Genomic DNA, 24,782 nt, shown 5'->3' with positions numbered 1-24,782 from the left:
GGATTTTTTAGTATGATTTAAAATTTTCAGATTATAATCCGAAAGCTGTTTTAATTTGATCTACGAAGTCTAATTTTTCCCAAGTGAATAATTCAACTTCAACTTCAACAACATCTTGTCCATTAGCAGATTCAAAACGTTTTGAAACCGTTTTTGGATCTCTACCTAAGTGTCCGTAAGATGCAGTTTCTTTGTAAATAGGATTTCTTAATTTTAATCTTTGCTCGATAGCGAAAGGCTTCATATCAAAGATTTCAGAAACTTTTGTAGAAATTTCTCCTTCTGTTAACTCAACTTTTTGAGTTCCGAAAGTATTTACTAATAAAGAAACTGGAGCAGCAACACCAATTGCATAAGAAACTTGTACTAAAACTTCGTCAGCAACACCAGCTGCAACCAAGTTTTTTGCAATATGACGCGCAGCATAAGCAGCAGAACGGTCAACTTTTGATGGATCTTTTCCTGAGAAAGCACCACCACCGTGAGCACCTTTACCACCATAAGTATCTACAATAATTTTACGACCAGTTAAACCTGTATCTCCATGAGGTCCTCCAATAACGAATTTTCCTGTAGGATTGATATGATAAGTAATACTATCTGTAAATAAATCGCGTAAATGAACAGGTAATTGCGCTTTAACACGAGGAATTAAAATACTTACTAAGTCATTTGTAATTTTATCTCTCATAGCTTCTTCGTTAGCGAAGTCATCATGTTGAGTAGAAATTACAATTGTATCGATACGAACAGGTTTGTTGTCATTATCATATTCAATTGTTACCTGAGATTTAGCATCAGGACGTAAATATGGCAATAAATCTTTTTCGTATTTACGGATATGCGCTAATTCTTTCAATAATCTGTGCGATAAATCTAACGCCAAAGGCATATAGTTTTCAGTTTCACTTGTAGCATAACCAAACATCATTCCTTGGTCACCAGCACCTTGCTCTTCGTCAGATTGTCTGTCTACACCTTGGTTAATATCTGGAGATTGCTCGTGAATTGCAGATAAAATTCCACAAGAATTTGCATCAAACATATATTCACTTTTCGTGTAACCAATTTCAGCAATTGTTTCTCTTGCTACACGTTGTAAATCAATGTAAGAATTAGATTTTACTTCACCTGCTAAAACAACTTGTCCAGTTGTTACTAAAGTTTCACAAGCTACTTTACTTTTTGCATCAAATGCTAAAAAGTGGTCAAGAATTGAATCAGAAATTTGATCGGCAATTTTATCAGGATGCCCCTCAGAAACTGATTCTGACGTAAATAAATATGACATTTCTATACTTTTTTTAAATGATAGAGGAAAGGAGAAAACTGAAGTCCTGTTTTAGCAATTGTTTTATGAGGTTGCAATCAGTCAAATCATTCCTCTCGATTTTTTTCGAGCTCAAATATACAATGAATAATATGAATAATGAAAGATATTTAACATTTATTAGTATATAAAAATTATAGAGTTTAACTTTTTATCTTTTTTAGAATAGAACAAAAACGGTGTGTTTTAATAAATTATAAATATATTTTCTGTAAACGTTTATTTTTTTTACTCTATATAGATAATTATTCAAAATAATATTGTTACTTTAGAAAAAAATTAATTGAAATGAAATTTGACACTCTCGATCAACAACTGCTAATGTATCTACAAGAAAACAGTAAAATTACCTATAAAGAATTATCTGATAAGTTAAATTTATCGTCAACCGCAATTCATGAAAGAATCAAGAAATTAGAAAAGTCAGGAATTATTTCTAAATATGTTGCGCTTGTAAATAGAAGATTAATTAACAGAGAGCTTTTGGTATTTAGCCATATTAAGTTACAACAACATTCTGCTGATAACATCAAGATTTTCGAAAACGAAATTGTGAATTTAAAAGAAGTTCAGGCGAGTTATCATGTAAGTGGTGATTACGATTACATTATTAAAATGTCTTTCGAAAATATGGACGAATACAGAGATTTTATGGTAAATAAACTAACAACAATAAAGGTAATTGGTAGTACTCACAGTACTTTTGTGATTGGTGATGTAAAAGATGATACCGCTTTCCAATTGGTATAAAAATATAAGAATGGTTCTGATAAATTAGAATTTTTTTTGATTGAATAAGTAAAAATAGAGAAGACATGAGCAAGGAAATAGCAGTTTTAGGAGCTGGTTGTTTTTGGTGTGTGGAAGGAATTTTTAATTCGATAAATGGAGTAGAACAAGCTATCTCTGGATTTGCAGGAGGTAATGTAGAAAATCCTACTTATCGTCAGGTTTGTGATACAGATACAAATCATGCGGAAGTTGTTGAAATTACTTTTGACAATGAAGTGATATCGTACAAAGAATTATTAGAAATTTTTTGGAATATTCATAATCCAACACAGTTAAATAGACAAGGAAACGATGTTGGTACACAATATCGTTCGAGTATTTTTTACACATCAGAAGAACAAAAAAAGCAAGCAGAAGAATCGTTAAAAGAATTTGATAACGGAACTTTATATGAAGATAAATTCGTTACAACAATAGAGTCTTTAGATAAATTTTGGCCAGCCGAAGATTATCATCAAGGTTATTACAATGAAAATCCGGATCAGCCATATTGTTCGGCAGTTGTTGGACCAAAAATTGCAAAATTTAAATCTAAATTCAAACAGATTTTAAAATAAGAAAAGCGACCAATCGGTCGCTTTCATTTTATTTTCCTTTTTTGCGTGCTTTCGCTTTTTGTTTTTGCTGACCACGGTTTTTAGGTTTAGATTTTGGTGGTTTACGTTTTGTAGGACCTCCCAAATTCACCTTTTTATTTTTATCTTTTTTCTCGTGAAATGCTGCACCACGTTCTTCAATTTTTACAGTTGTAAGCTGTTTCATTTTTACAACATCTTTCTCGAATTCACGTTTTACAGGATTGATTTTTACTTCATCTTCAGGGAAAGGAATCTCTTCAATCTCTTTATCCATCAAGGCTTCGATATCATCTAAACGCTCAATTTCTTTTTCAGAAAAATAAGAAATTGCTTCACCTTTTTTATCCGCACGTCCTGTACGTCCAATTCGGTGAATATATTGTTCTGGAACATCTGGAATCTCGAAATTGATTACATGTGTAACATCTGGAATATCTAAACCACGAGCCATAATATCAGTTGTAATAATTCCTCGGTATTCATCTCTGGTAAAGGCTTCCATTGTTCTCAAACGATAATTTTGAGATTTATTAGAATGAATTACACCAAATTCATCTGGATAAATTTCATCTAAATGATTGAAAATTAAATCAGCATGTTTTTTATTGTTTGCGAAAATTAAAACTTTCTCAAATTTAGCTTTATCATCTAATTGATGAACAATTAAATTCAATTTTGTATTGAAATTCTCAACAGAAATAGCTGATTGAGAAATTTTTTCTAAAGGAGTTCCCGAACGAGCCAACGAAATTTCAATAGGATTTTTGAAATATTCGTGCAACATATCATCAACCTGATCTGTCATCGTTGCAGAAAATAAAATGTTTTGACGTTTATCGCTCATCATTGTAAATAAATGAATCAGTTGCGGACGAAAACCTAAACTCAACATTTCGTCAAATTCGTCAACTACTAATTTTTTCATTTCTTTGAATGATAAAACATTGTCAATCGCCAAATCTAAGACACGACCTGGTGTTCCAACCAAAATATCAACGCCTTCATACACCAATAATTTTTGTGTATTGATGTTTACACCACCATAAATTCCTAAAACACGAACATTGATAAATTCTGTTAATTGCTCTAAAATATCGGTAACCTGAACAACTAATTCGCGTGTCGGAACCAAAATAACAATCTTTGGTTGATTCGTTTTAGAGTATTGATATGTATTTAACAAAGGCAATAAATAAGCCATTGTTTTACCTGTACCTGTTTGGGCAATTCCCATTATATCTCGTCCAGAAAGAATCGGTTTGAATGATTTTTCTTGAATTGGAGTAGGGGTTGTGATATTCAACTTTTCTAAAGCCGAACTCAATTGTTTTGTTAATTCGAAATCCGCGAATGTAGCTTTCATTTTGCAAAGATAAGTTTTCTTGATGACTTCTTAAAAACTCAATGTGCAATCCGTTCAAATTCGTTGAAACTTCGTACTTTTGCATTTCGATTAAGTAAAAAGGAATAAAATGAGTTTAAAACAATACATCACGCAGAATGTTTTAGAAGCGATTCAAAACGTTTATCAAATTAACCCTGAATCTGTTGAAATTCAGTTTACAAGGAAAGAGTTTGAAGGTGATTATACATTGGTTGTTTTCCCATTAATCAGAACTTTGAAAGGTAAACCAGAAGAAATCGGTTCTAAAATCGGTGAAAATTTGGTTGAAAATAATAAAATTACAGCGTTTAATGTTGTAAAAGGTTTCTTGAATATGAGTTTAAGTTCAGTAGAATTTTTAGAAAATTTTACTCAAAATGCTCAAAATTCAACTTTTGGAATTACAAAAGTTGATGAAAATTCGAGAACGGTAATGGTAGAATATTCATCGCCAAATACAAACAAACCTTTGCATTTAGGACATGTCCGTAATAATTTGTTAGGATTTTCGGTTTCTCAAATCATTGAAGCAGCAGGAAATAATGTGATTAAAACACAAATTATCAACGATCGTGGTATTCACATTTGTAAATCGATGATTGCTTGGGAAAAATTTGGAAATGGTGAAACGCCAGAATCTGCAAATATGAAAGGCGACCATTTGGTAGGAAAATATTATGTGGAATTTGACAAACACTATCGTCAAGAAATCAAAGAATTAGAAGCACAAGGAAAAACTGAAGATGAAGCGAAAAAAGAAGCTCCAATTTTCTTAGAAGCACAAGAAATGCTGCGTCAATGGGAAGCACATGAACCAAAAGTTATTGAGCTTTGGCAAAAAATGAACGGTTGGGTGTATGATGGTTTCGCGAAAACGTACAAACGTCTTGGTGTTGCTTTTGACGAATATTTATACGAATCAAATACCTATATTTTAGGAAAAGATATTGTTGAAGAAGGTTTAAACAAAGGTGTTTTCTACAAAAGAGAAGATGGTTCTGTTTGGATTGATTTGACTGCAGAAGGTTTGGATGAAAAATTAGTTTTACGTTCGGACGGAACTTCAGTTTATATCACGCAAGATTTGGGAACTGCAGTAGAGCGTTTCAAAAATAATCCAACGTTAGAAGAATTAACGTATGTTGTAGGAAATGAGCAAGATTATCACTTCAAAGTTTTATTCTTAATCTTGAAAAAATTAGGTTATTCTTGGGCTGATGCTTTACATCACTTGTCTTACGGAATGGTTGATTTACCAAACGGAAAAATGAAATCGCGTGAAGGAACTGTTGTTGATGCAGATGATTTGATGCAAGAAGTTTACAATACTGCAAAAGAGATTTCTGAAGAATTAGGAAAATTAGACGGAATGTCTGATGATGAAAAAGCTGAGTTGTACGAAACAATTGCGATGGGTGCTTTGAAATATTACATTTTGAAAGTAGATCCTAAGAAACGTATTTTATTCGATCCGAAAGAATCTGTCGATTTTAATGGAAATACAGGACCATTTATTCAATATACTTTTGCGCGTATTCAGTCATTATTGAGAAAAGAATCACCAAAAGAATTTGATGTAAATGCAATAGAGTTGAATGATGCAGAAAAAGAAATTATTCGTGCATTATACGATTTCGAAGATACAATAGAAAAAGCAGCAACAGAAATGAGCCCTGCTTTGATTGCGAATTATGTGTATGAATTAGTGAAATTATTTAATTCATTCTACCAAAATAACCCAATCTTGAAAAATGAAGATGAAAACGTGAAAAATTTCCGTTTATATCTTTCTCAATGGGTTGCAAATACAATTCAGAATTCGTTACGTTTATTAGGAATTGGTGTTCCAGAAAGAATGTAATCGACTTATAAAATAAATAAAATGCCTCATCAATTTGGTGAGGTATTTTTTTAACTTTACAATATGAAAATAGGAGATTTACTGAAACAAAAAGATCCTCACGATAAATTTAATTTGAAACGATTTCACGATGCGCAAAGTTTTGTGTATGATGAAATCTTAATGGAAGTTCATGCAGGAAAAAAACAAACGAATTGGATTGTTTTTATGTTTCCTCAATTAGTTGGATTAGGCTCGAGTGATTCGTCATTAGAATTTTCGATTTCTTCAAAAGAAGAGGCGAGAGCTTTTGTGAAAGATGAAGAACTTTGGGGAAATTATTTAGAAGTTTTATCTGTATTATTAATGCAACATATAGGCGTAATTCCGCAATTAATTTTCGGAAAAAATGATGCAATGAAACTGAAATCAAGTTTGACATTATTCAACTTTATAGTTCCGAAAGAAAAAATTATCAAAGATGTTTTGAAGTTTTTTTATGCAGATCAAGTCGATAAAAAAACATTAAGTATATTGAAACAAATGAATAAATAAAAAAATCTCGCAATTGCGAGATTTTTTTATGAGATTATTTTTTTACAATAACCTTTGTTGAGGTAACTTCATCATCAGATTGAATATTAACTATATAATTTCCATTATTTAAATCAAAATTAATATCTTGAGTAGTATTTAAAGATTTAATTAAATTTCCTGAATAAGTATAGACATTAATTTTAGTATTCGTGTTTTTTAAGTTGGAAATAAAAATCTTTCCATTAGAACTTATAACTTTTACAGAATTTTTTGTAGATACGTTTTTTGTAGATAGAGTAGAGGTTGTTCCTAATTTTCCGTCATAAACTTCTATTTTATAAATGTTTAAAGCTTGATCACCTCCTAAATAAATAGTTCCTGCACCTCCTTTATATTCAATGTAATCGGTTGTAATATTATCACTTCCATTTACATCTATTTTACTGATAACTTCCTTTCCATCAGTTATATATAATGTTCTTGTACCTGAAGAGCTTCCAGATTTAAACCAAACCTTTATTTTAACAGGTTCTGTAACAGAAAAGAATAAATATCTTTTTGATGGTGAGATAAAAGAAGTTTCAGTACTTTCGTAGCTTCCTCCATTTAATTTTAATCGCTTACTTCCTTTCCATGCGTCTGGAAATGTAGCATTATTACTTTCAACAACTCCCATATTTGTTACACTTGCGCCAGCAAATAGACCTAGGTTATCAATAATTTTAGTTTCAGAATAACCAGTTGATTCATTATCCCATGCACTAAAATCCCAGGATTTAGTTAATGTTTGAGCATTAACACTAAGTGACATTATCGTTAAAGATAATGCAGAAAAGATTAAAGATTTCTTCATAATTTGAATTTTTTTTGTGATTAATATTAGTGTAATCGTTTGCATAAAGTTAATTATATTATTTTATTTTCCAATAAAATTTCACTTTTTAGTGTAAATATGACGCTTTAAAATAAATATAAGTATAATTATATAAGTTGTTGATTAATAGATTACTTATTTTGATTTGTTTTTTGGAATATATTTAAAATAATTGTTAATATTGTACATAATACACATATGTAATCAAGATAAAAGTTATTTTTTAAACAAATAATGTAATCGATTACAATTAAAACACTATTTATGAAAAAAATTTTATTAAGTGCTTTTGGAGTTTTAGGAATAGTTAATTTATCCGCTCAGAAAGTTAATGTTACAGAATCAGCAGGATGGTTAGAATCTGCTTATGTTAAATGGAATCCTCCCTCAGAAACAGTTGATAGTTACAATGTATATTATTCAGGAAACGGAATCACTAACAGAAAAATAGACACTCAATTAATAAGGAATTACGGATCTTTTTTCAGAGCTGATATTTTAGGATTGGCTTCTGGAGAATATACATTTAAAATAGTATCAGTTGTAAATGGTATTGAAAAAGAGAATGTTGTCACAAGTAATGTAACTGTATTACCTTATGACCGTAATGGTTTTGCACATAGTAACAATAGAGCACCAGGAGCGTATAATTTTGACGGAACATTAAAAAATGATGCTGTTGTTTTGTATGTTTCAGAGGATAACAAGAACTCTATAAGTTTGAATGTTACTGGGGCAAATAGTAATCCTTGTGTTGGTTTACAAAATATCTTAGATGGTTTTAAGAAAGGAAAAGATACGAGACCTCTTGTTGTACGTCTTTTAGGAAATGTAACTGATTTTTCATACATGTTGAATGGAGATATTGTTATAGAAAATAACAATAATAGTGGAAGTTATATCACATTTGAAGGTGTTGGAATAGATGCTGTAGCAAATGGATGGGGAGTACGAATTAAAAATGCTTCAAATGTAGAAATTCGTAATCTAGGATTTATGTTAACTGATGCAGCTGAAGGAGATAATATAAGCTTGCAACAATCCAATGATTATATCTGGGTACATAATAATGACCTATTTTATGGTTTTCCTGGAAAAGATGCAGATCAAGAAAAAGGAGATGGAGCTTTAGATGCAAAAAAATCTGGCTATATCACTTTTTCGTATAATCATTTTTGGGATAATGGTAAATCAAGTCTGCTTGGTTTGAGCGAAGCGAATACAGTTAATGCTTATGCAACTTACCATCATAATTGGTTTGATCATTCAGATTCTAGACATCCTCGTGTAAGAACTTATACAACTCACATTTATAATAATTATTACGATGGTAATTCTAAATATGGTATTGGAACGACTATGGGTGCTTCTATTTTTGCTGAAGGCAATTATTTCAGGAATTCAAAATATCCTATGTTGATTTCTAAACAAGGAAGTGATATCGCATCTAATTCAACAGGAACTTTTTCTAATGAAGATGGCGGAATTATAAAAGCTTTTAATAATTATATAGAAGGAGCTAATTCATTTTTGCCTTACGATGCATCTTCAAATCCTATTCAGTTTGATGCTTATGTTTCAAAAACAAGAGATGAAGTATTAAGTTCTTCTATTAAAGCTTTGAAAGGAGCTTCGGTTTATAATAATTTTGATACAAATTCTTCATTTTATGTAAAGAATTTGATAGTTGATGAACCAAGTATCGCAAAAGATAAAATTATGAAATATGCAGGTAGAGTACAGGGAGGAGATATAAAATTTACGTTTGATAATTCTGTTGATGATAAATCGTACGCAGTAAATCAGGCATTGATGAATTTATTGAAAAATTATAAATCCTCATTGGTTTATGTTCAAGGTATCGATTATACACCTGTAAGTACGCACACATTAGTAATACCAACTAATAATGATCAGACAGTAAAATCAAATACAGCAATAGAACCAATGAATTTTGTTTGGGGAGGAACAGCAAGTGATTTAGAAATAGTTGGACTTCCTGCAAATGGAATAGATTTTACGAAAGATATTTCGACAAAAACATTATTGGTATTTGGTATACCAACTTCAGATACAAGTTTTACGGTTAAAACTATTGGTACAGGAACACCAATTTCAGCAACGGGAACAATTACAATTGATACAGATGAAACAAGTGCAAGCGTAGAAACGCATAACTTTACAATAAACGGTTTATCAAGTAAGTTTTATACATTTTCTGGAACGGCTAATATTAATTCAACAGATGGAACGGCCACTTATGATGAGTTGACTTTTACAAAACGTCTGAAAATAGAATCTGCAACAGTTATTAGTTATACGACTAAAAAGAAATCAACTTTAACATTGGTTCTTGATCCAAGTTTTAATGGTAAGATAAAACTTAATGGCGTAAATTATGTAGCAAAAGATGGTATTGTAATTATAAATGATGTTCCTATTGGTGAAAATAAAATTACAAAAGGCGATACGGCTAACTTATATTATATCAAAACTGAATTTGAAAAAGAAAATCTGATGACATCAGAAGTTAGCATCACTAATTCGAATATTTCTATTTATCCAAATCCAGTTCAAGATAAATTTGAGGTGAGATCTAATTTGAATAATAAGATTAATAAAGTGACGGTTTTAAATACTTTAGGACAAGTTGTAAAACAAGTGAATAATCAATCAATAATTGGAATGAAAGGATTGAAATCTGGTATTTATATTGTTCAAATCGAAACAGATAATGGTATTGAAACTAAAAAAATTATAAAGAAATAATAAAATAGCTTTATAATTAATTAACAAAAAGTCTACTCATTTTATATGAGTAGACTTTTATTATTTACAACGAATTACGACTCTCTATTCCTAAAGTATTGTAAATAACCTTCAAATGATATTTCACTGTATTCTCAGAAATATAGAGTTCAGTTGCAATTTCTTTATTTGTAAATCCTTTTTTTACTAATTCGATGATATCCAATTGCCTTTCCGAAAGATTATAATCACTTAAAATGATTTTCTTTTCAACTTGATTTGCATTATTTGAATGATTAATCAAATTAGAAAGTTTATTTCTCATCCGTTCATTTTCATTTTCAACAAGTTTTCTTTTTTCGATGTTTATCTTGTAGAATTTATAAAGAACAATTAATAATATGATCAAAATTGCAGAAATAATAACCAGAAATAGTCGGATATTTTTCTGATTTCGAACTTCTAAATCATTTCGTTTGTTAATGATTTCTCTTTCTAAATTTTGTAATTTTCCACTTTGATTAATTGCATCATAATCGGTTGCAAGATCATTCACAATTAATCTTGTTTTATATGCTTTTTCCCAATCTTCATTCTGAGCATAATACCAAGTAAGAGATTCGTACATATTCAAAATATAAAGTTTTATACCATAATGTTTTGCATAATATAACCCTTTGTTAAAAGCTTCTAAAGCCTTCTTATTGTCTTTTGTTTCTGTATATAAGTGTAAAAGCTTTCTATAAATATTAGGTAAATGTTTGGGAGATTTTTGCTTCAAAATTTTTATCCCTTCCAAATAATCTTTTTCTGCCTGAATATAATTTTTATTTATACTATTCATTGTGCCTATAACAGAAATATAAAAGCCAAACGTTTCGGCATCCAAATATTTTAAATTAGATTTATTTACTTTTTCGAGCAATTCCTCAACCTTATCATATTTTAAATAATCAAATTGGATAAAGATTCGTTCAATCAAAACTCTTGTCTCAACTTCGGATTTGTATTTAGCACTCTTTAAACCATATTTTTCAGCAACGTTTAAATTTTCTTCTGCTTCTGGATAATTTAATAATGTTTTATATGTAAGATATTTTAACAAATACAGATTATATAAATCGTAATTCGTTACGTTTTTAGAATGTATAATACTATCCAATTTGATAATTGATTTATCAAATGAACCAATTTCATTATAAGATGAAATTTCTTTTTTTAGAATTTCGGAATTTATTGTATTTCCTATCCCTACCTGGGTGAAAAATAGAGTAAAGAATATTAAAAGTGTTTTGTTATTCATTTTTATTATATGACTGATATTTAGTAAAGTAACTCAACTACCCATAGGTAGTAATCATTAAACTACCTCATAACTACTCCTGCAAAAGTAGGAATTTAAGTACTGAATCCTAAAATTTGCAAAGAATTTATTTAACACATAAATCTAGTGTTAATAGCTAATTATTTATAAAAATGAAGATTATTTTATCTACTTTATTACTATTGTTGTGTAGTATGGGTTTCTCTCAAAATTTGGATTACAAAAATTTAAAACAATTTATTGGAAATCGAGTAAATGAGTTAGAGGATTTTTATAAAGTTTCTTCTACATCTGTTGAAGATAATTTTGGAAATCAAAAAGTAATGTACAACTCAGTAAAAATTGAACCATATACGTTGAATATTGAGGTAGAAACTGAAGGTAAAAATATAAAACGTATTGTGGTCAAAAATTCTGAAAATAGAACTAGTTTCTTTAAAAATATTGCAGAAGAAATAGAAAAAGAAGCTCCAATTAAGAAAAACTATAAGACGTATTATATTTCTTTAGTTAAGAGCTCAACAAAAAAGAAAATCTATCAAGAATCAATTGATCAATTAATTGATTTATTGAAAAAACCGACCACCAATCTAAAAGAAAATTATGGTTTACTGGAATCTAGTCCTCTAAAAACCACAATTACAATCAACGAAACTGAAAGTATTTTAGAGATCAATTAAAATTAAGTCAATATTTAAAACAATTAACAATGAAAAACATTTTTATTTTAGGATTAGGTCTTATGGCTTCGCTAGCATTTGGACAAGTAGATAAAATTTACAAACATTCTGGTGAGATTATCGAAGGTCAGATTAAGCGTGTAGGAGAATTTACGGTAGAATATACGTATGATGGAGAAGATGCTATACAGTCTTTGAGTAAATATTCTGTTAATAAAGTATTTTACGGGAAAAGTACACGTATTGAAGATGTTTCTGATAAAATTGAAATTACTGACGATAAAGATTGGGGGAAAGTGATTATTTTGGAAGATAAATCTTTGGTTGCAGGTTTGAAAAAAGGAGATGATTTAAAATCTAAAACAGGTATGATTAACTTCAGAACTGGAAATGGAAAAGATGAACGTGCAGAAAAAGTTTTGAAACAACAAGCTGCAGAAGTTAGATGTCCATTTATTCTATTATTATCTGATAAAATGACAGGTAAATCGGCAAAGAAAACAGGAAGCTGTTACAAGTACCAATAATAGGATTACTATAAACTATATAATGTACTATTAATTATTTGACAAATAAGTCGTGGTAGCTCGCGGCTTATTTTCTTTTAAAAAAATGAACAAAGAAATAGTGTATTCACGAAAACGCAAACGAACAACAAATTTTGGTTCGAAAAAAATAAATTACTTAGATATTTTGATTGTTGTTTCAATTATCGTTGTTACAATTTCAATTATAATCAACTATTTGAATTAATTTTCTAGAAATGCTCGCTACTACTTCACTTTATTTTTGATCCACTTCGCAACGGGTTTCTCAAAATATTCAAACGTTAATGCACTTAGAATTAAAGCAATTACAAAATAAATTCCAATTTTCTGGAAATCATTGATTTTAGGTAAATATTGATTTCCATATTTTATCACAATCATATGAATCATGTAAAACGCAAAACTGATTTCACCTAAATAAACCAATGTTTTATGTTGAAGTATTCTCGAAAATAAACCTTTTTGTAATGCAAAAACTAAGACAATTCCAACCATCGGAATCCAATAATAAATTCCGTAACGAAAAGCTCTCGCAACATCATTGTGGAAGTAAAAAAAGATTGCCAAAACTGTAATTGCAGCGATCTCTATTAAAGTTCCTTTCGAAAAATTGATAGGCGTATCTTTTATCTTTTTATAGATTTGACAGGTAATAATTCCTAAAATAAAATCGAAATAAGAAAATTAATTAAATAAAAAAATCTCAAGCATCTGCTCGAGATTTTTTATGATATGAATTAAGGTAAATTATTTTTTCATTACTTTTTTCGTAACATCTTTACCATCAATAGTAGTTTTTAAAATATAAGTTCCTGTAGGTAAAGAAGAAATATTGATTTGTTTCATATCAGAATCAAGAACTTTTTGTCCAGCCATATTGTATAAAACAGAAGCAGTTACTTTTCCTTTACTTTCTATATTGATAACATCTGAACTTGGGTTTGGATATATATCAAATTTTACTGTATTAACTTCTGTAGTAGCTAATTTAGGTAAAGAAATAAGGAAAGAAACAACACCTTCATCGGTTTTGCCTAAACCAACAATTTTAGTTCCATCTTTAGACATTCCTAGAGGTAATGCGAATGTAATACCTAAATCATCATAACCAAGAGATTTTACATATTCATTTAATTCAACTCGTCCTGTTTTTTCAGTCCAAATAAATCCTTCCCCCATGAATGCAGGTCCAGGCCAAGGTCTATAAAAACCTACAATAACGCTACCGTCAGTATTTATTGCTGTTGCAGCTCCATTAAAATAGAATCCTTGTTTAGGATGTTCTATCAATTGTACGCCTGTTTCTTTACTGTAACGCATAGCTACATCTTCTCCCGTTGCTCCAATCATCCATTTTCCATTACCAGAAACTCCTGCTAATTCAAGAACTTCATATCCGTCTTGATCTAAAACTTGATGTCTTTCACCATTCTCCCAGTAAACACCCCAACGGTCAAAGTCAGTATCGTGCCAACCAACAACAATTTTACCATCATCACTAATTCCATTCGCACGAGAATAATACTCGCCATCAGTTTTTAAATCTGTAAATCCAGTTGCTTCGTTCCACACAATACCATGAAAACTTCCGTCTTTAGTAGCACCTAATCCCGAAATATATTTTCCATCAGCACTCATTCCCCAAACAGAACTTGTTTCGTTATCTGAAACTCCCCCAAGTCCGCCTAGATATTTCCATGTGTCAGATTCGATATCATAAATAGACATTTGGTTTACACCTGTTTCAGGTTTAGCAACCATTACAGCAATTTTATTACCATCAGCAGTAACCAATGGATGCCCTGAGTTTGAAGTGTCAGAAGCAATTTCTCCTAATAAATGAATACCTTTTTCTGGTGTCCAATAAAAATTATTATCAACTGTGTTTAATACTACAACTTTTCCATTGTCTGATACGCTGTATGCAGTTTGACCATCTCCAACAACATAAACTTGTGCATTAACAAAGCTTGTTCCCCCAATTAAAGCTGATAATACAGCTAAACTTTTAAGTTTTGAGTAAATTTTTTTCATAATGAATTTCTGTGTTAATTAATTTGAATGATAAATTTAGACTTTATTAACTGAGGATGATTTGTTTTGGATAAAGTTATATTGTTTTCTTTAATTACGAAGAATAAAACATTGATTAACATAACTTTACGTGTATTGTTAGTTAAATGATTTTAAGGAAATTCTTTGAATTGATTTGAATAATTTTTATTAAAAATATTATAGTAATAAATAAACAAGCCAGAAATTAATTTCTGGCTTGTTAAATATTGATTAATAAAATTTACTTTTTAATAATTTTTTTAGTGTTTTCATTTCCATCAATAATTGTTTTTAGAACGTAAGTACCTTTAGGTAGATACGAAATATTAAGTTGTTTTTCATTAGAAGAAAGAACTTTTTGTCCAGTCATATTATATAATATTGATGAAGATAATTTTCCTTTTGTCTCAATGTTTATTATATCACTTGTAGGATTAGGAAAAACAGAATATTGAACTTTATTTACTTCTGAAGTTCCTAATTTAGGAAGAGAAATCATAAAAGAAACTGCTTCTTCAGTTGTTCTTCCTACACCGACAATTTTTGTTCCGTCTTTAGATATTGCATAAGGTAAAGAAAAGGTAATTCCTAAATTATCATATCCTAGATTTTTTACATATTCATCTAAACTGATTTTTCCTGTTTCTTTTGTCCAAATAAATCCATCACCCATCATTGCAGGTCCAGGAAATTCTCTGTAATATCCAACAATTACACTTCCATCATAATTTGTAGCTGTAGCCGCTCCAACATAAAATGGATCTGCATTAGAATCTTCAATTAATTGTACTCCAGTTTCCTCGCTCCATTTCATTGCATATTCAAATTGAGAACCTAATAACCATTTTCCGTCTCCCGAAACAGAACTAATTTCGTAAACAGGATTTCCATTATTGTCTTTTATTAAATGTTGTACTCCATTTTTCCAATAAGCTCCATATCTGGCTCCATTTTTATCATCTTGCCATCCTGCAATCATTGTTCCGTCTTCACTTATTGCATTTGCTCTAGATGCTGATTTTGGAGTAGTCGAGCCTAAATCAACTAAACCAGTTTCTTTTGTCCATTTAACAGCGTGACCATATCCGTCGGATGTACTTGCGATTCCAACTATTGCCGATCCATTTCCTGTCATTCCCCATACAGAACTTGTTTCACTATCGACAATTTTACCAAGACCTCCTAAATAATTCCACTCATCTTTTTCTAAATTATAAGTAGCAATTTGATTAATACCTGTTTTGGGATCAACTACATTAGTAGAAATTATTTTTCCGTCAGCTGTAACTGTAGATACACCACCATTATAACTTCCTGGTACTATTTCTCCTAATTGTTGGACACCTTTGTCTTTTGTCCAATAATAGTTATTGTCCAATCCAAAAAGAACAACAACATTTCCATCATTTGATACACTTGTAGCATATTCTCCATTCCCAATAACATAAACTTGTGCATTAGTTTTATTACTAGCTAACATAAATACACCCATGGTTAAACCAATAAGCTTGAAGTAAATTTTTTTCATTATTTTAAAGTGTTAATTCATTGAATTATAAAATTATATTTTATTCTCAATCAATTGCTGTTTAGTTATGTATGTAAATGTTTATTCTGAAATAATAAAGTTTAAAGTGTTTATTATTAATAAGTTATTTTATTAATTGTAAAAATGCTTTTAATGAATATTCTTTTATTTAGTGAATCATAGAAAAGTAAATAATTTATAAAAGTGAATGTTTATAGATCATTGAAGTTGTTAGCATTAAATAGTTATTAGATGATTAATTATTTTTTTTCTCAAAAATTTTATTCTTTTATGTATTATTGGTTTACTTTTTGTGTAATTCGTGGCAGTTAAATTAGGCAATAAACAAAAGGTACACTATTTTTGAAGTATGCGACTTTCTACAAAACAAAAGTTTTTTCAATACATTAAAAAATCATTTAATTTTTTTCAAAACTTGTTGAATCTATTAAAATTGGTTTTAACAGAGCGACAATTTTTGTATTTATCGTGTATTTTAGTAGCTATTTCATCTGCTTTTGCAGTGATTGTGCTAAAAACTTTTGCGCACAATGTTTTTCAATTTACTATTTATATTAATAATTTAGTCAAACTACCTTATATCAATAGTATATTGCCAATTATAGGTATTTTGTTGACGGTTTTTGTAGTACAGAAATTTTTGGATGGTTCGATAGAAAAGGGAACTTCTCAAATTATGATTGCTGTAGCTAAAAAGTCTGGAATAATGCCTAAAAAACAGATGTATGCTCAGATTTTAACGAGTTCCTTAACAGTTGGTATGGGTGGTTCGGCTGGTTTAGAATCCCCAATTACAATTACTGGTGCAGCTTTTGGTTCTAATTATGCACAATATTACAGATTCAAATACAAAGAAAGAACACTTTTGTTGGCTTGTGGTGTTGCAGCTGGTATTGCGACAGCATTCAATGCGCCAATTGCAGGTGTTTTGTTCGCGATAGAAATTGTATTAGCGGATATGAGTGTTACTGCTTTTATTCCTTTATTGTTATCTTCTGCAACAGGAGCTTTAATTGCTAATTTAACTTTAAAAAGCAATATGTTATTATCCTTTCGTTATGCGTTAGGATTTGATTATCATAATGTTATTTTCTATGTGATTTTGGGTGTTTTAGCGGGGTTTGTTTCAGTTTATCATGCTCGATTATTTCGTAAAGTTGAACATTTGATAGGGAATTATTCGGATAATGTATATTGGCGAGCGATTGTTGGTGCCGGAAGTTTAGCAATATTGATTTTCTTCTTCCCAACATTATTTGGTGAAGGTTATGAGAGTATAAAATATTTAGCAAATGATGAAGCTGGTTTTATCTTAAATAATTCATTGTTAGAGAGTTTTAGAACGAATCAATGGATAGTTTTAGGATTTGTTTTTGTCACAATTTTAATCAAATCTATTGCAACAGGTTTAACTTTAGGAAGTGGAGGAAACGGAGGAAACTTCGCACCTTCGTTATTTGTTGGGTCATATCTTGGTTTTTTTGTTGCAAAATTCTTTAACTTGATTGGTTTCAAAGAAGTTCCTGTTGGTAATTTTACAGTTGTTGGAATGGCAGCTGTTTTAAGTGGATTGTTTCACGCCCCATTAACAGCGATTTTCCTAATAGCCGAAATTACGGGAGGTTATGGATTGATTATTCCTTTGATGATTGTTTCTTCGATAAGTTTTGCAATTTCAAAACGATACGACAAATATTCGATGGATATATACGCAATAGCAGAAAAAGGAATTGTTTTTACATCTGATAAAGACCGAAATTTGTTCAATAAAATTGATTTGTTTTCGATTTATATCAAGAATATCAAAACATTGACAGTTTACAATTCAATTGAAGATATAAAAGAAATTTTTTCTACTACAACACAAGACTTTATTCCAGTTCTAAACGAAGATAAATCGATTCATGGAGTTATAGTTTTAGATAATATTCGATCATTTATTTTTAATGATAATATTGATAAAAGCTACTTAGAATGTATTACAGAAGCAACTTCGACATCTATTTTTACGAATGCTGCAAACGTGATGAAAATGATGGAAGCAAAAAAAATAGATTATATTTTACTCACTAAAAAAGGTAAATTTGAAGGTTATGTAACGGAAAGTTTATTATTAGAAAGTTATCGAAGTAATTTGAATAAGTTGAGAATTGAATAATTGTTTCTTAATCATCATTATCTTTAAAAATCAACTCAAAATTTTCATATTTCTTTTTTAAGCGCTGTTTCGATTTTTTGACTGAATCTGCAGAAATTCCTAAGATTTGAGAAATTTCTAAATTGTTCAAGCCTAATTTTAACAAGTAAATAGTTCTCAAATTAGATTCAGTTAAAGATGGGAAATTTTGAGAAAGATACTTTACAAAATCGTTTTGTTCATGGGCAAAAATATTCTTGAAATTACCCCAACTTTCGTCCGTCATCAAATGCGAATCTAAGAGATTAACTAATTCATTATATTGTTTTTCTTTGTTTGTGGCACTTGAATTAGAAATCGAATTGATTTCATTCTTTAATGTAACTATTTGTTTATTCTTTTCAGACAGATAAGTTTTATATGATTCTAAAGTTTGAGCAGTTTTATTTAATTTATTTTCAGACTTAAGTTTATCATTTTGAATAGATAATATTTTATTGTCGTATGTGGAATTTTGTATTTTTATTTTTCTACGATAAGAAATTATTACAACTAAAATGATGATGATTAATAGAAAAGAAATAAGAAATAATGCATTTTTTAGGATGGTTGTTTTTTCTTGTTTTGCTTTTTCTGCTTCATATTTAAAGTTAAAATTCTCTTGTTGAATTTTCCAATTAATTTCATTAATCACATTTTGACCATCTGTTTTTTGCAATTCTAATTCCAATTCATCCAATTTTCTTCGGCAAAGTAACTCCTCATTGGTGTTATTGTTTTTTAAAGCAATTTCTAATAAGATTTTATAAATATCATATTCAAAACTGTTCAAATAAATTTTTTGAGAAGCATAATCTTTTGCTTCATTCAAAATTATTTTAGCATCATCAATTCGATCTAATTGCAAGTACAATTTTCCCAATTGAATATTAGCATACATTAAATTTCTAGCGTTTTTTAATTTTTTAGAAATTTCAATATCTTTTTTCAAATTATCAATCGCTAAATCGTACTGTTTATTGAGAATATTTATAGACGCAATATCACCTAAAGCTTTTGCATATCGAATTTCATCCTTATTTTGAATTGCATATTCTTTTGTTAACTCGAAGTAATTATTTGCTTTGTTAATATTATTTTTATTCATAAAAACATGACCTATCGCATTCAGAATTGTTCCATATTCATCGTCTTTTTTGTTGGTATATTTTAAAGCTAACAAAAGATATTTTTCACTTTTATCAAACTCTTTTACATTCATAAAGTAAAATGCATTCTTTTTGTAAACATCACTTTTAGAGAAAATATCCTCATCTTTTGTTAAGTCAAGAAGTTTTGATGCTTCCATAAAATATGGATAAGCATTTTGATATTGACTAAAATTATAATAGTAATACCCGAATTGTGTGTTCACCCAAATTTGTAATTCTGGAGAGTTAACATTTTTTGAAACTTTCAATGCAGATTCAAATAACGAATTACTTTTTTTGTTTAATTTATCGTTGGTTTGCGCATAAAGATTAGCTAAATAAACTTGATAAATTGATTTTAGACTTTTTGATAAAAAAGAAGTTGATGAAATATCTAATTTCTTGAAATTATTTTGCAATTGAATAGAATCTGTCACATTTTTATTCTGTTCGATGATTTTTTCAATAAGAATTCTTTCATCATTTTTATTAATTGAACTAAATGATGATAAAAATAAAAAAGGAAAGAGTAGGAGCGTAAAAAAAATAGAAACTTTCAATATATTATTTTTTCAAATATAGACCGAAAAAATTGTAAATCTTAACAAAAATTCGAATTATTTCGATGATTTAATATGTTTTCAAATATTTGATATTTAATCGAATACGAAATGTCCCCCCAGTTGTCCCCCCCTAAATTGTGTATTTATTTTTTTAATTATCTATTTTTGAATTAAGTATCTCGAAAGATTACTAATCTATCATCAAACTATTAATTAAAAACTTTACACTCTCGACTACTTAAACCTATTTATAAATCCAATTATCAAATTTATCTCCTCCGTAATGTATGTTATGGAGGAATTTTTTTTGAATTTTTTTCTTTGTAATTTAGTTTCATATTTTAATTAGAAAAGAACGGATGAGAAAAATAAATTACTCGGTGTTAGATTTGGCTTATGTGAGAGAAGGGGATACATTAAATCAAACGTTCAAAAACACGTTAGATAACGCAAAATTTGTCGACGAAATAGGATATAGTCGTTATTGGCTATCCGAACATCATAATATGCAAAATGTTGCGAGTGCGGCAACTTCTTTATTAATAGGTTATGTAGCAAATGGAACTTCAAGAATTAAAGTTGGTTCGGGAGGAATCATGTTACCTAATCATACTGCTTTATCTGTTGCAGAACAGTTTGGAACATTAGATGCACTTTATCCAAATCGTATTGATTTAGGTTTAGGTCGTGCGCCAGGAACAGATCAATTAACGGCGTCTATTTTGCGTAGAGGCGATAATTTTATGAATTACGATTTTGAAGCTGAAATCAAAAATCTACAAAACTATTTTAGTTTAGATAATAAAGAAAGTAAAGTGCGTGCGATTCCTGGAGAAGGAGCAAATGTGCCGATTTATATTCTAGGATCAAGTACGGATTCGGCTTTTTTGGCGGCTAAATTAGGTTTGCCTTATGCATTTGCGGGGCATTTTGCGCCACAACAATTTTATAATGCGATAGAGATATATCGCTCTCAATTTCAACCTTCTGAATTTTTGCAAGAACCATATACGATTGCTTGTGTCAATGTAATTGCGGCGAATACAGACGAAGAAGCGCATTATTTATCGATGTCGATGTACCAAGGATTCTTGAATATTATTACCGATAAACGTCAACCAATTGTTCCACCAGAAAAAACACAGTTAGAATTAGCTTCGCCTGAGCAAAAATATATGCTAAAAGGAATGACAGCTTTGTCTTTTATTGGAAGTAAAGGTGCATTGGCGCAGAGTTTTGATGAATTTATTTTTGAATCTAAAATTGATGAAATTATGGTTTCAACAAATGTTTTTGATCAAAAAGCAAAACGAAAATCGTATCAAATTGTAAGTGAATTGTTTCGTTAAATGAAATCAAAGAAGTCAATCTCAAAGTTCAATTATTATTCAATGTTTGTTGATCAATTCAAAGATCAATTGACGATTGTTTTGATGTTAAATCTTGTTTTATTTTTTATTGCAAACCATTGGAGTTACTTTGTTCCAGAAGAATTTTTGTTTGTAAGTCACAAAGATATTTTTGGCTTATTTAGAGAACAATTTGTGTTGAACGAATTTTTTGAGGTGTTGGCTTATACTTTTTTGTGCGCTTTATTTATCCATTTTGGAACATATAAAATGAATAAAATTTGGATTTTTAGGCTTAATGCGTTGCTTTTAATAATTGTTTCCACTTATTTTTGGACAATTCCTTCGTCGCAAAGTGCTGAGATTGTTTTACAAAAAGGTCATCCTTATTTTATTGCTGCGATTATTGGTCAAATTCTTTTGTATTTGATTGTCGGAATCGAATTTTTAGGTTCAATCAAAAATAAAAGAAAACAACCCAAAATCAATCATTCTTAGTTATATTTGCCAAAACTTAATTTTTACAAAAATCAAACTATGTACTCATTTGATAAATTTCACGAATTAATTGCCGAAACAATCGATAAAAATCCATTTTCTAAAAATCCAGAAGAATTATACGAACCGATGGATTACATTTTGAATATTGGTGGTAAAAGAATTCGTCCAATTTTGACTTTATTGGGAACTGATTTGTTTGATGGTGAAGTTGAAAAAGCGTTGAAACCTTCGTTAGCGATTGAGTTTTTTCATAATTTTTCGTTGATGCACGACGATATTATGGATAATGCTTCATTAAGAAGAAGTAAACCAACAGTTCACGAAAAATTTGGATTAAATACAGCGATTCTTTCTGGTGATGCGATGTTGGTAAAAGCATATCAATATTTAGAAGATTTAGAACCAGAATTATTTAAACGTTCGACAAAATTATTTTCTAAAACTGCTTTAGAAGTTTGTGAAGGACAGCAATTGGATGTGAATTATGAAACAAAATTGAATGTTTCGTACGAAGATTACATCAAAATGATTTCTCTAAAAACGAGTGTTTTACTTGGTTGTGCTTTGAAATTAGGTGCAATGATTGGAAATGCTTCGGAAGAGGATTCGGATAAATTGTACCAATATGGTTTGAATTTAGGAATCGCGTATCAATTGAAAGATGATTATTTGGATGTTTTTGGTAGCCTTGAACATTTAGGTAAAAAACACGCTGGAGATATTTTCGAGAATAAGAAAACGATTCTTTACATTTCTGCTTTAGAAGCGGCAAACGAAGAAGAAAAAGAGGAATTATTATATTGGTATAGCTCAAATACAGATAATATCGATAAGGTATATGCGGTAGAAAAATTATTCAGAAAACTGAATGTTAACCGTAAACTTTCAACGTTAATTAGAGAATATACGAATAAAGCGCACAGCTATTTGGATCAAATTGATGTTCCAGAAGAACGTAAATCTTATTTGAGAGAGTTAAGCGAAGTTTTAATTGATCGACAAGGATAAAAAATGCAATTTCGAACGACTTTTCAAATTCAATCTTCTGATTTTAAACTCAATCATCAACACAAAATATTGACGATAGGCTCTTGTTTTTCAGATGAAATTGGAAAGCGTTTGACCGATTTAAAGTTTGACGGATTAATTAATCCATTTGGAGTGATTTTTAATTCACATTCCATTCAAAATTTAATAGAAAGAAGCATTCATAAAAAATATTTTACAATAACTGATGTACATCAAAACGGAGAAGAATTTTTCTGTTTCGATGTACATTCGTCGTTTAATGCGTTGACGAAAGAAGCTGTTTTAGAGGAATTAAATTCAACAATCAATCAGGTTCATGATTACATTCATTCTTGTGATGTGTTGATGATTACATTGGGAACATCGTGGATTTATGAATGGAAAACTTCAAATCAAATTGTCGCGAATTGTCATAAAGTTGAGGCAAAACAATTTGAAAAAAGATTATTAACAACAGAAGATAATCTAAAATCGTTGGAATTGATTGTTTCAGATTTGAAGAAAATTAATCCAACTATTCGCATCATTACAACAGTTAGTCCTGTTCGTCATACAAAAGATGGAATGATCGAAAATAATGTAAGTAAAGCTAGATTGTTGGATGCTTTATATCAATTAAGTCTTCAAAATAATCAAGTTGAATATTTCCCGTCATATGAATTAGTTTTGGATGATTTGAGAGATTATCGTTTTTTCAAAGAAGATTTGATTCATCCATCGAAACAAGCCGTTGATTACATTTGGGAAAAGTTTTCAGAAACGTATTTCGAACAATCAACGCAAACAATTATTCAAAAAATAAACAAAGTTATTTCAGCGATTAATCATCGTCCTTTTAATGAAGAATCAGACAATCATCAACAATTTTTAGTAAAAACGATTGCATTGATGAATGAATTAGAAAAAGGAAATCAACTTGATTTTTCTGCTGAAAAAGAACTTTTGAAATCAAAAATAAAACATGTTAATTGATACACATACACATTTATATTCGGAGCAATTTGAGAATGATATAGATGAGGTAATTGCGCGAGCAAAGCAAAATGGAGTAGAGCGATTTTATTTACCAGCAATTGATAAAAGTTACACGGAGAGAATGTTGACATTAGAAAGTCAACATCAAGATTCGATGTTTGCAATGATGGGTTTGCATCCGTGTTCGGTTCATCCAGATACAATAGAGGAGGAGTTGGCTCATGTGCGCGAATGGATTGATAAACGTCCATTTAAAGCGATTGGCGAAATCGGAATTGATTTGTATTGGGAAAAAGATTTTTTACAAACGCAACAAGATGCTTTCAAAACGCAAATTGAATGGGCAAAAGAAAAGAATTTACCAATTGTGATTCATTGCCGTGATGCTTTCAACGAAGTTTTTGAAGTATTAGAAGAAGTGAAAGATGAAAAATTATTTGGAATTTTTCATTGTTTTTCTGGAACAAAAGAAGATGCACAACGCGCAATTGATTTTAATTTGAAATTAGGAATTGGTGGAGTTGTAACCTTCAAAAATGGAAAAATAGATCAATTTTTAGGAGATTTTGATATCAAACATATCGTTCTCGAAACAGATTCACCTTATTTAGCTCCAGTTCCGTTTCGTGGAAAACGAAATGAAAGTAGTTATTTGACACATGTTTGCGATAAGTTGGTCGATATTTATCATCAAACACCAGCTGAAATTGCAGCAATTACAACAAAAAATGCGTTTGACATTTTCGAACGTTAGGATAAATCAGAATAGAAAAATTATATTTGCAAAAGAAAACCTTTG

21 protein-coding genes are annotated in these 24,782 nt (G+C 29.7%); 13 read left to right on the top strand and 8 right to left on the bottom strand.

Going from position 1 to position 24,782, the window contains the following annotated elements:
• Positions 1–31: 31 nt before the first annotated feature.
• On the bottom strand, positions 32–1,291 hold the full coding sequence (metK, locus tag FH779_RS10650) for a methionine adenosyltransferase (RefSeq protein ID WP_180904667.1): 1,260 nt from the start codon (positions 1,289–1,291) through the stop codon (positions 32–34).
• Between the two features lie 327 nt (positions 1,292–1,618).
• Here metK and FH779_RS10645 point away from each other — a divergent pair, with 327 nt between their 5' ends.
• Together FH779_RS10645 and msrA are read left to right on the top strand one after the other, a co-directional pair.
• On the top strand, positions 1,619–2,080 hold the full coding sequence (locus tag FH779_RS10645; RefSeq protein ID WP_115001022.1) for an Lrp/AsnC family transcriptional regulator: 462 nt from the start codon (positions 1,619–1,621) through the stop codon (positions 2,078–2,080).
• A 65-nt stretch (positions 2,081–2,145) separates the two neighbouring features.
• A complete protein-coding gene (gene msrA / locus FH779_RS10640; protein WP_180904666.1) occupies positions 2,146–2,679 on the top strand; it encodes a peptide-methionine (S)-S-oxide reductase MsrA in 534 nt (177 codons plus the stop codon).
• 28 nt (positions 2,680–2,707) lie between these two features.
• Here msrA and FH779_RS10635 read toward each other — a convergent pair whose 3' ends face one another.
• Positions 2,708–4,063 (bottom strand): DEAD/DEAH box helicase, encoded by a 1,356-nt coding sequence (locus FH779_RS10635; protein WP_180904665.1) that lies wholly within the window; start codon positions 4,061–4,063, stop codon positions 2,708–2,710.
• 109 nt (positions 4,064–4,172) lie between these two features.
• On the opposite strand from FH779_RS10635, the gene argS reads away from it, so the two are divergent.
• Both argS and FH779_RS10625 read left to right on the top strand, forming a co-directional pair.
• Positions 4,173–5,945, top strand: coding sequence for an arginine--tRNA ligase (argS, locus tag FH779_RS10630; RefSeq protein ID WP_180904664.1), 1,773 nt, complete (start codon positions 4,173–4,175; stop codon positions 5,943–5,945).
• Between the two features lie 63 nt (positions 5,946–6,008).
• Positions 6,009–6,479, top strand: a complete 471-nt coding sequence (locus tag FH779_RS10625; protein WP_180904663.1) for a DUF1810 family protein — start codon at positions 6,009–6,011, stop codon at positions 6,477–6,479.
• A gap of 34 nt (positions 6,480–6,513) precedes the next feature.
• Here the strand turns inward: FH779_RS10625 and FH779_RS10620 are convergent, their stop codons facing one another.
• Complete coding sequence (locus FH779_RS10620) at positions 6,514–7,314, bottom strand: T9SS type A sorting domain-containing protein (RefSeq protein ID WP_180904662.1); 801 nt, start codon at positions 7,312–7,314, stop codon at positions 6,514–6,516.
• 285 nt (positions 7,315–7,599) lie between these two features.
• Here FH779_RS10620 and FH779_RS10615 point away from each other — a divergent pair, with 285 nt between their 5' ends.
• Positions 7,600–10,104, top strand: coding sequence for a pectate lyase family protein (locus FH779_RS10615; protein WP_180904661.1), 2,505 nt, complete (start codon positions 7,600–7,602; stop codon positions 10,102–10,104).
• Between the two features lie 64 nt (positions 10,105–10,168).
• Here FH779_RS10615 and FH779_RS10610 read toward each other — a convergent pair whose 3' ends face one another.
• On the bottom strand, positions 10,169–11,386 hold the full coding sequence (locus tag FH779_RS10610) for a LuxR C-terminal-related transcriptional regulator (RefSeq protein ID WP_180904660.1): 1,218 nt from the start codon (positions 11,384–11,386) through the stop codon (positions 10,169–10,171).
• 173 nt (positions 11,387–11,559) lie between these two features.
• Between FH779_RS10610 and FH779_RS10605 the strand changes: the two genes are divergently transcribed.
• Positions 11,560–12,087 (top strand): hypothetical protein, encoded by a 528-nt coding sequence (locus tag FH779_RS10605; protein WP_180904659.1) that lies wholly within the window; start codon positions 11,560–11,562, stop codon positions 12,085–12,087.
• 29 nt (positions 12,088–12,116) lie between these two features.
• The gene (locus tag FH779_RS10600; protein WP_244957947.1) at positions 12,117–12,614 is read left to right on the top strand and encodes a hypothetical protein; all 498 of its coding nucleotides are present in this window, start codon (positions 12,117–12,119) and stop codon (positions 12,612–12,614) included.
• 246 nt (positions 12,615–12,860) lie between these two features.
• On the opposite strand, the gene FH779_RS10595 is transcribed toward FH779_RS10600, so the two are convergent.
• The 3 genes from FH779_RS10595 to FH779_RS10585 all read right to left on the bottom strand — a co-directional run bounded on the left by FH779_RS10595 (position 12,861) and on the right by FH779_RS10585 (position 16,218).
• Positions 12,861–13,250 (bottom strand): acyltransferase family protein, encoded by a 390-nt coding sequence (locus tag FH779_RS10595; RefSeq protein WP_244958058.1) that lies wholly within the window; start codon positions 13,248–13,250, stop codon positions 12,861–12,863.
• A 132-nt stretch (positions 13,251–13,382) separates the two neighbouring features.
• Positions 13,383–14,669, bottom strand: a complete 1,287-nt coding sequence (locus FH779_RS10590; RefSeq protein WP_180904658.1) for a T9SS type A sorting domain-containing protein — start codon at positions 14,667–14,669, stop codon at positions 13,383–13,385.
• Between the two features lie 262 nt (positions 14,670–14,931).
• A complete protein-coding gene (locus FH779_RS10585; RefSeq protein ID WP_180904657.1) occupies positions 14,932–16,218 on the bottom strand; it encodes a T9SS type A sorting domain-containing protein in 1,287 nt (428 codons plus the stop codon).
• Positions 16,219–16,588: 370 nt separating this feature from the next.
• Between FH779_RS10585 and FH779_RS10580 the strand changes: the two genes are divergently transcribed.
• Complete coding sequence (locus tag FH779_RS10580) at positions 16,589–18,397, top strand: chloride channel protein (protein WP_180904656.1); 1,809 nt, start codon at positions 16,589–16,591, stop codon at positions 18,395–18,397.
• Positions 18,398–18,404: 7 nt separating this feature from the next.
• On the opposite strand, the gene FH779_RS10575 is transcribed toward FH779_RS10580, so the two are convergent.
• The gene (locus FH779_RS10575; protein WP_180904655.1) at positions 18,405–20,126 is read right to left on the bottom strand and encodes a transcriptional regulator; all 1,722 of its coding nucleotides are present in this window, start codon (positions 20,124–20,126) and stop codon (positions 18,405–18,407) included.
• A 362-nt stretch (positions 20,127–20,488) separates the two neighbouring features.
• Here FH779_RS10575 and FH779_RS10570 point away from each other — a divergent pair, with 362 nt between their 5' ends.
• The 5 genes from FH779_RS10570 to FH779_RS10550 are packed head-to-tail and all read left to right on the top strand — an operon-like array spanning position 20,489 to position 24,737.
• Positions 20,489–21,478, top strand: coding sequence for an LLM class flavin-dependent oxidoreductase (locus tag FH779_RS10570; RefSeq protein ID WP_180904654.1), 990 nt, complete (start codon positions 20,489–20,491; stop codon positions 21,476–21,478).
• 42 nt (positions 21,479–21,520) lie between these two features.
• Positions 21,521–21,976, top strand: a complete 456-nt coding sequence (locus FH779_RS10565; RefSeq protein WP_180904653.1) for a hypothetical protein — start codon at positions 21,521–21,523, stop codon at positions 21,974–21,976.
• 39 nt (positions 21,977–22,015) lie between these two features.
• Positions 22,016–22,987 (top strand): polyprenyl synthetase family protein, encoded by a 972-nt coding sequence (locus FH779_RS10560; protein WP_180904652.1) that lies wholly within the window; start codon positions 22,016–22,018, stop codon positions 22,985–22,987.
• Positions 22,988–22,990: 3 nt separating this feature from the next.
• Entirely contained in the window at positions 22,991–23,980 is a 990-nt protein-coding gene (locus FH779_RS10555) for a GSCFA domain-containing protein (protein WP_180904651.1), read from the top strand.
• Positions 23,970–24,737 (top strand): TatD family hydrolase, encoded by a 768-nt coding sequence (locus FH779_RS10550; protein ID WP_115000994.1) that lies wholly within the window; start codon positions 23,970–23,972, stop codon positions 24,735–24,737. Before FH779_RS10555 ends, FH779_RS10550 begins: the two co-directional genes overlap by 11 nt.
• Positions 24,738–24,782 lie beyond the last annotated feature (45 nt).

Origin of the sequence: Empedobacter falsenii, assembly GCF_013488205.1 — a bacterium.
GTDB lineage: Bacteria > Bacteroidota > Bacteroidia > Flavobacteriales > Weeksellaceae > Empedobacter > Empedobacter falsenii_C.
This window is presented reverse-complemented; position numbering and strand designations above follow the sequence as displayed.